The following is a 7,904-nucleotide window of genomic DNA, read 5'->3' on the forward strand; positions in this document are numbered from 1 at the left end:
AGGAAACAGTATTAAGCGATAACGGGTTGGCTTACGGCACCCTCGATGGAAGTCGGAGGTCAACGGCCCCGCCGACATTATTCGCCCCGCCGTCGTCGCTCTCATTTCCCCCGCTCTCACTGTCGCCACTCTCGTTTCCACTTTCGGTGCCCACGCTCACGCCGATCGGTTCGCCGTCGGCCGTCGTCTCCGCGGTCGGATCGGGGACCGTCTCACCGCCCGCCTCGAGTTCGACGTCGATTCCCTCGCCTTCGACGACGGCGGTTTCGGGAACGGCGCTCTCCCCGACGTAGGCCTGCTCGACGCTCCCGTTCTCGCCTGTGGTGCCGACGAAGACCTCGTAGTCGCCGGTCGCCTCGACGCTGCTGTCGGTGTAGCCGTCTTCGGTGCCGAGTTCGTCGTTCGTGGCGTATGGGACCGTCAGCTCGAACGACCCGTTCTTGACCTCCGCCTGCTGGGTGTAGGTGAAGACTCGGCCCGGAGCGGTCTCGAGTTCGACCGTCGCGTAGGCGGTCGCGTTCGCCGGGGCGTCGCCGACCGATCCCGTAAGGGTCGCGCCCTCGACGCGCTCGAAGGTCTTCACCGATGAGACGACGTGGGACTCGATCCCGAAATTGGTGGGCTCGCCGGCCACACGGGCCGTGGTGTACCGGTCGTAGAACGAGCGGGTCTGGGCGTTCCACTCGCCCGAAAGCGGCGTGCCGTCCCTGAGCCGGAGGTTGTCGAACCGTGCGGAGTCAAGCCCGATTCCGGAGACGCTCGCGCTCACGACGGCGTAGTCGTTGTTCTCGTAGACCAGCCGGTAGCCCTCGAGGCCGTTCGCGTCATCGAGATACAGCGAGGCGAGCATCGTGTCGTAGTAGTCGTCGGGTGCCGGGAGGAACCGTTCCTCGCCGTCGACGGTGTACTCGCCCTGGCCGAAGTAGCTCCCGTAGCTGGGACCTGCCCAGCGGGTGATCGGGCCGAACTTCCCGCCGGCCATCTCGTCGTCGATCATCACGTACCGCATCTCCTCGTCGCCCGGCTCAACGGACTCGAGCTCCTCCGTCGGTCGGTCGACGACCGGCTCGCGTGCGGAAATCCCGTCCAGAACCGCCTCAGCGCGGCGCTCGGACTGGGCGGTCAGGAAGGCGGCGGCCGAGCGAGCGTTCTGCTGGAACGGGTTCGCGTGGGGGATCCGCTCGCCCTGAACGGTGATCAGGTGGCCGTAGTCCCACCACGACATCACGCCGTAGGCACCCTCCGGATAGTCGAAGTCGCCGTCGGCGGGGCGGTCGTAGACGCCGTAGTACTCGAGTTCGTCGGCGTTTCCGGCGCCGCCGTAGTTGCCGGGTTCGGGGCTGTTGCCCCGGAGCCACTCATTTGCGCCGTCCCAAACCATCGAGTCGGAGTTGGGACCGGTTTGGTCGCCGGCCTCCCAGGCCGTCGTGTCCGCAAGCGGCGGCACGAGCGGCGCGAACAGCAAGACCACGACGAGCACGACGGCGATCACCTGGTAGGTCTCGATCGACGAGAGGGTCTCCCGGAGGTCGGCGTCGAACTCGACGCGGACCAGGCGGGTGACGTCGGCGACGAGGACGGCGTTGCCCGCCGCGATGGGCAGGGCGAAGTAGTAGAAAAACCGGACCTGGGTCATCGCCATGCTCGTCAGGAACGCGGCCCAGACGATCACGAGGGTGTACTCCGCGCGGTAGGGCCGTCCGGTCAGCGGCCGGGCGAGAAGGAGCGCCAGCCCCGCGAACATGGTGTAGAAGGCCATCCCGAAGTCCTCTAGGGACCGCTGGCGGAAGTTCTCGGGCGGCTGGGCCTCAGAGATCGTCAGCGTGCCCGTCGAGGGGTCGATCGGGAGCAGCCGGCTCGTGAGGTTGCTCACGAGGGTCTCGTAGACGTCGGGGAGGACGACCGCGAGCGCGGCCAGGCCCGCGACGGCCAGCCCCGCGACGGCGACCGGGTAGAGCCGTCGGTCGATCCCCTGGCGGTCCCAGCCGCGGGCGAGGGCCGCGAGAAAGAGCGATCCGGCGGCGACCAGCGCCGCGGTGATCGGCTGGAGATAGCCGAAGCTCGTGATGCTCGTTCCGGGCTCCTCGAGCAGCGCCAGTGTCCCGACGGCGGCGGTCCCGAGCGCGACGGCGCCGACGAAGGCGACGTGGTCGGGGGAGACGCCGCGAACGTAGTCGACGGTGAGATGGACGCCGAAGAAGATCCCGACGATCCCGATCAGGACGATCCCGGAGGGCCAGACCCAGATGTAGCACGTCAGGGCGATCCCGGCGGCGACCGCGTAGAGGGCCGGGGTCCTGAGCCCCCGCCAGTCCTTATCCAGGAGCTGCTCGTAGACGGGTTTGTAGCGTTCGGCCACCCCGAGAGCGACCATCAGAGCGAGCACCGCGACGGACATGAAGAGCACCTCGCCTGCGGTGTGGTCGAGCTGGCCGGCCGTCGTCCGCCGGAAGAACTCGCCCGAAAAGAGCGCGAGCAGGAGCACCGAGACGACGCCGCCGAGGCGTCCGCCCAGCCGCCGCCCGACGAAGTAGATTGGAACGGCCGTGAGCGCGGCCATCGCGGGTACGACCAGCAACGCCACGAGATACAGTGTCTCGATGGAGGGATCGCCCAGCCCGGCGACCATCGCGACGGTGACGATGATCTGGTCGAACAGCGTCCCGAACTGGCCGACATACCGGCCGGTTGGAAAGCCGGTCCAGACCTCGAAGGGCATCGTATGTGGGTAGTGTTCGGCGGTCCACCGCACCGTCCGCCAGTGATACCACGGATCGACGCCCGCGAGAGCGGGCTCGCCGTCGTTCATCAGGAACCGTTCGTACGAGCGAGCCCGCGAGCGAAACATAAAGCCCATCGCGAGCGCGACGATGATCAGCGGATACTCCTCAATCACGTCCACGACCCACGCGCGGTCAGACGATCCGTTCCCGCGATCGGCGTCGCCACCCATTGGGCCCACACAGCCCCAGGCCGAGAATAAGTCTTCCCGTTCGGCAGAGAAGGTTTTGATTTAAAACATGGATCGGGTCGCAAAGCGGTATAGCAGTGCCACTACTCGGTGGTGTGAGCGACACTTCTCACACGGTTGAGATAGTGTAGTCGCCTTTCTTTGCCTCATTCTGTGATCGCCAATAGAAGACTGTCTGTATGCCGATTCCAACGTTCACAAGCCGAAGACTACTTCTTAGGGCAATATGTATTGTTGAGTGTCGTATGACAGATCTCATCGTCAAATCGGCAGTAAAGGACCAGCTCGACGACTACAATGTAGCAGCTGACTTCTACGACGCCCTCGACGAGGAGGTCGCGGAGTTGCTCGAGGATGCCACCCAGCGGGCCGAAGACAACGACCGGCGAACCGTCCAGCCCCGCGATCTATAGATCGGGCGACCGGGTCGTATCAGGCCGTCTTCTGTTAGATCCGACTCAGCTTCAAGTAGATAAAAAAGGCTTTGAATAGAGGAGGCTAACCTATCCTATGACCACGTACGCATCACTCGTTGATGCTACAGGCGAAGACATTCAGAACGTCCAGGAGCTGGCAGTGATCTGGGGTGAGCTTCAAAACGAATTTACCGATCATGATGCTGAGCTCATCGACTCCTATGCAATTCTCGGGACACACGACTTCCTCATCATCTTTGAGGTTCCTGATGGTGAAGGGGCGACGAAGGCAGCGCTAACACTGCGTAAGCATGGGCTCTCTACACACACGATGGAGATCCAAAACACCGATGATTTTTCCGCCATTGTTGACGAAATTTAAGTTAGAGTAATCTGGTGGGTTATCTTCCAGGCATAATGTTCCTCCAGGTGCTGCTCAGGCGAACCATCCAGCTCAACTCCCACCCATCGCCCTGCAAGCATATCCCCTATCCACAGACCTATTTCCCTCGGATCTATGAGGATAGACTGCACGGTCTACAGGGGACCATCTGACAATCAGGACCGTGCTACCAGTTAGCGGACATCCGTTCGGGCAGGGAGTCTTTCCTGGCCCCTGCCCGTTTCCTGTCAGGTAACTCGGTCACGGACAGTAACGAGCGCGGCTCTCTGTTGCCTATACAAGAACCATCAAGCCTATAATTCAGCATTCATGGTACCTATTTGCACGGCCTGGTTCCGCATTCGGACCGTTCCCCCCAGGTTGTGCTACCTGCAAGCGCGTTCGACCGGGCTAAATCCCCACTCCCCGGCCCGGTCGCTTTCACAGGATCGAAGTCTGAAAGTCATACCCCTATTCATCCACCGCGTAGTCTCTCTGAATGCACGACCCGATCTGAAGGCGCATCGGATCAGAGGGTCGTGCGGCCAGTCAGAGGCACACTAGCGGGCGGGCTGGTCCCCTTTCCTCATTCGCTTGGAGGCAACGGACCGCACTCGCTCCTTGCTGACCTCTCATTACCGATAGCCGTCCGAAGGGTATTTCGACGCCTCTCCCTAGGCCAGATATAATGGATTTAACGGAGGCCACACTCCATTTCATCCGCCTATATGGTCCTCTCATATTGATCATTTTCACGTTCCTCGAGATGTCGATGCTGTTCCCGTTTCTTCCGAGCGAAGTCGTTGTCCCAGGCGCCGCTGCGATACTCATCACCGACGCCACGTCGTTTCTCGTGTTCATATTGGCAGCCGGCGTCGGCGGAACGGTCGGAGCGTTCGTTCCATATTACGTCTTTCACGCTTCCCGAGCGGGTGGGGTCGGCTGGATCAAGGATCGCATTACCGTCTCAGAAGAGAACACTACCCGAGGGCGGGAATGGTTCCAGAAGTGGGGGCAGTCGTCAGTTCTCTGGGGGCGATTTCTCCCTGTGTTACGGTCCGTGATCTCCATCCCGGCAGGCTTAGCTAGAATGAAATCGATGCGGTTTGGCGTCTTCACAGCAATCGGCACCGTCGGATTTTACGCGATTACGGGAGCACTCGTGTACTTTGGCCGCCAACAGCCCCTGTTTAGGGCAGCAGTCAGTTCCGTCATCGACAGACCAGCCCTCACTGCAGTCGGAGCACTGTCTCTTCTTGGAATCGGAGTTGTTCTTAGGAACGCTATTGCGTAGGAGATTGTTGACGCTGCTGAGCGGTGGCTGTCGAGTCGAAGAGGACAAGGGCACCGCGGCAGCGGTGCCCGACACGAATGATCCCGTTGGATGTGTTTGGGTCGGAATCGGTCGCAGCGGACCTGTTGGCGCAGGTTCGCTGGCGTGACGGTGTGACGTGTCCCCGCTGCCGTTCCGACCTGACGGTCAGGAACGGCAGCTATGGACACTTTCAGCGGTATCTCTGTAAGAATTGCGACCGCACGTTCAACGACAAGACTGGCACGATCTTCGCTCACTCAAAGGTTGCACTCCGCCGGTGGTTGTTCTCGATCTACGCGTTCCTCCGGTTTAACACGAGTCTCCGCCAACTCCAGTGCGAAATCGACGTTACACACAAAACGATGCACCGGCGCATCGAGCGCTTCGCCAGAGCGCTCGATGCGCCTTCCCTCGATCTCGTTGGGCCGATCGAAATCGACGAAGTGTACGTCTCTGCCGGGAAGAAAGGTCGCGAGCGCGACCAGGAGTCGCGCTCGCGTGGCCTGTCTACACGTGGACGCGGTTCGTACGAGGGGGACAAGCCACCCGTATTCATTCTCGCCGATCGTGGCGCTGACCAGCGGTACGTGATTCCGGCGAAAGCCGCAGACGAATCGACGATTCGACTCCTGCTTGCTGACCGCCAGCAGGAGTCGCTGACCGTCTATACCGACGGCTTTCGGGCGTACGAACCGCTGGAAGACGATGACGCGTTCGACCGCGAATACGTTGTCCACGGAAACGGTGAATACGCTGACGATGAGGTGCACGTCAATACCTGCGAGAGCCACGCGTCGCTGACGCGACGGTGGCTCTCGCCCCACCGAGGTATCTCGAAGGACAAGCTAACACAGTATCTCAGAGCATTCCAGCTTCGGCGGGAGCTATACCGAAAACCGGGGCGAGACGCCCTCAAACACGCCGTCAAAGCGACACTCTAAAATCAACAATGTGCTACGCAAGAGCGTCTTAGGAAATATCGATAGAGTTGACCTCCAACATTATCGATCCGGTCTCTCCACACTGCTAGCGCAGCAGTTTACTTGTGGAAGACCATCACTCAGCGAAGTCCATCAACCACGGTACCTAGAGCTGAGATCTTATTTCCGTGAGCGGTCCTCAGTAGTGACACTAACCTGGGATTCTGTCTGCGGTCCTCGCTCTGAAGATGTCTCATCCATCAGTTCAGCCAACTTCTGTTCGAAGGTGGATTCGCTAATTTCGCCCGTCACGTATTGCTCTCGGAGTTCTCGTTTTCGATCTTCAGTCGTTGGTTCGACCGCTGCGGATACATCGAATCGCCGGAGCAGCGGAAAGTGGCGTTCGAGCTCCGTAACCAGAGTCACAAGACGATCGTCACGGGGGAGCGACGCATTTCGGAGGATCGAGACGACGGCTGCAGTCAGAAACACCAGTGCGATCAGTCCGAGCACGAGCACGATTACAATCCACTCTGCGGCTGCACTAAGCATCGTTAGTACTGCGAGTTCCTCGCTCCCAGGGACACCACCAGAAAGGACGGAGAGTCCTTCGAAGACTCCCATCAACCCTGCGCCGACGATCGCAATCGCTGTCACGACGAAGCCACCGAAGTACAGCCAGTGGCGAGCTACCATATACTGAGGATTGGGACGAAGAGGGATTAAGTGTACGGACCTGATCAGTCGACGAGTCTCTCGATTAAGGCTCACCCGTCAGAATAGGCATAGGATGAGTTCTGGGTTACGACCCATCGAGACATGCAACGAACAAATACACATGTGGTCCGTGAATACGACCCAAGGAGTACTATGTTCGATCAGGTTCTGATCGCAGTGGACGAGAGCGACCATTCACGACGGGCTGCAATGGTCGGCCTTGCGTTCGCGACAGCCTATGGCGCCGACATCGATGTGGTTCACGCCGTCGAAGACGCTTCCTCGACGACCAGTACAGAAACCGGGACTCGGGATCATCAGGGCGCCGACGACATCCTCCAAGACATCTCCGAGAGAGCAACCGACGTCGGCGTCACTGTTGAAACACACGCTGTCGAGGGGAATCCACCAGAGGTCATCGTCAATCAGGCGAACGAGTCGAACGCAGATCTCATCGTTATGGGGCGCCAAGGCCGGTCAGGAATCAGTGAGCAGGTCCTTGGAAGCGTCACTGACCGGGTCCTCCGTAATACTGATGTCCCCGTGCTGGTTGTCCCGAGCGGCGAGCCCGTCAGTAGTGATGGCAGTAGGTTTGATCGCATCCTCGCTCCGACGGACGGCAGCGAGACCGCCGAACAGGCGGCACCATACAGCACGGATATCGCCAAGCACCACGATGCAACGCTTCACGTCCTCAACGTCATCGACCCGCGGTTTGAAGGCATCTTCAGTGCGGGCGGCGGCTCCGAGGAATTCTTCGAGCGACTCGAGGAGCGCGGTCACGACTTTATCGATCAATACATCGAGCATGGCGGCCAAACAACCACAGAGACACCGACTGATGTGGATATCCGCAAAGCGGTTGTTCGAGGCACGACGTCTGAAGAAATCGACGAGTATGCCGTCGAGAACGACATCGATCTCGTCGTGATGGCCTCACAAGGCGAATCCGGCCTGACCGGCCAACTACTCGGAAGCATCGCAGATCAAACTCTCCGTGAGAGCGAGAAGCCAGTGCTAATCATCCCATCGACCGAGTGACCGGCGGGAAATCATCGAATTCTGTCCAGCGGAGATCGAATGCTGGGACTCAGTCAGCCTGTTCGGGTTGCGCACTACCCGATCGAGTGGTCTTTCGGATACTCCCCATGGTTCGCGAGAGGAGATCCCGAAGGGCCTCACG

At 60.3% G+C, this 7,904-nt stretch carries 7 protein-coding genes; 5 read left to right on the forward strand and 2 right to left on the reverse strand.

What is annotated here, in order from left to right:
• Nucleotides 1–31 precede the first annotated feature (31 nt).
• Nucleotides 32–2,953 (reverse strand): oligosaccharyl transferase, archaeosortase A system-associated, encoded by a 2,922-nt coding sequence (locus tag DVH23_RS20885; protein WP_114579307.1) that lies wholly within the window; start codon nt 2,951–2,953, stop codon nt 32–34.
• Between the two features lie 263 nt (nt 2,954–3,216).
• Here DVH23_RS20885 and DVH23_RS20890 point away from each other — a divergent pair, with 263 nt between their 5' ends.
• From DVH23_RS20890 to DVH23_RS20905, 4 genes are all read left to right on the forward strand, one after another.
• Nucleotides 3,217–3,384, forward strand: a complete 168-nt coding sequence (locus DVH23_RS20890) for a DUF1931 domain-containing protein (RefSeq protein WP_114579308.1) — start codon at nt 3,217–3,219, stop codon at nt 3,382–3,384.
• A gap of 97 nt (nt 3,385–3,481) precedes the next feature.
• Nucleotides 3,482–3,769, forward strand: a complete 288-nt coding sequence (locus DVH23_RS20895) for a GYD domain-containing protein (RefSeq protein WP_114579309.1) — start codon at nt 3,482–3,484, stop codon at nt 3,767–3,769.
• A gap of 688 nt (nt 3,770–4,457) precedes the next feature.
• Nucleotides 4,458–5,063 (forward strand): DedA family protein, encoded by a 606-nt coding sequence (locus tag DVH23_RS20900; protein WP_232833869.1) that lies wholly within the window; start codon nt 4,458–4,460, stop codon nt 5,061–5,063.
• 77 nt (nt 5,064–5,140) lie between these two features.
• A complete protein-coding gene (locus tag DVH23_RS20905; RefSeq protein WP_114579311.1) occupies nt 5,141–6,025 on the forward strand; it encodes an IS1595 family transposase in 885 nt (294 codons plus the stop codon).
• 159 nt (nt 6,026–6,184) lie between these two features.
• Here DVH23_RS20905 and DVH23_RS20910 read toward each other — a convergent pair whose 3' ends face one another.
• Complete coding sequence (locus tag DVH23_RS20910) at nt 6,185–6,700, reverse strand: SHOCT domain-containing protein (RefSeq protein WP_114579312.1); 516 nt, start codon at nt 6,698–6,700, stop codon at nt 6,185–6,187.
• 174 nt (nt 6,701–6,874) lie between these two features.
• On the opposite strand from DVH23_RS20910, the gene DVH23_RS20915 reads away from it, so the two are divergent.
• Complete coding sequence (locus DVH23_RS20915; protein ID WP_198668041.1) at nt 6,875–7,762, forward strand: universal stress protein; 888 nt, start codon at nt 6,875–6,877, stop codon at nt 7,760–7,762.
• Nucleotides 7,763–7,904: the final 142 nt, after the last annotated feature.

Origin of the sequence: Saliphagus sp. LR7, assembly GCF_003344565.1 — an archaeon.
Taxonomy (GTDB): domain Archaea; phylum Halobacteriota; class Halobacteria; order Halobacteriales; family Natrialbaceae; genus Saliphagus; species Saliphagus infecundisoli.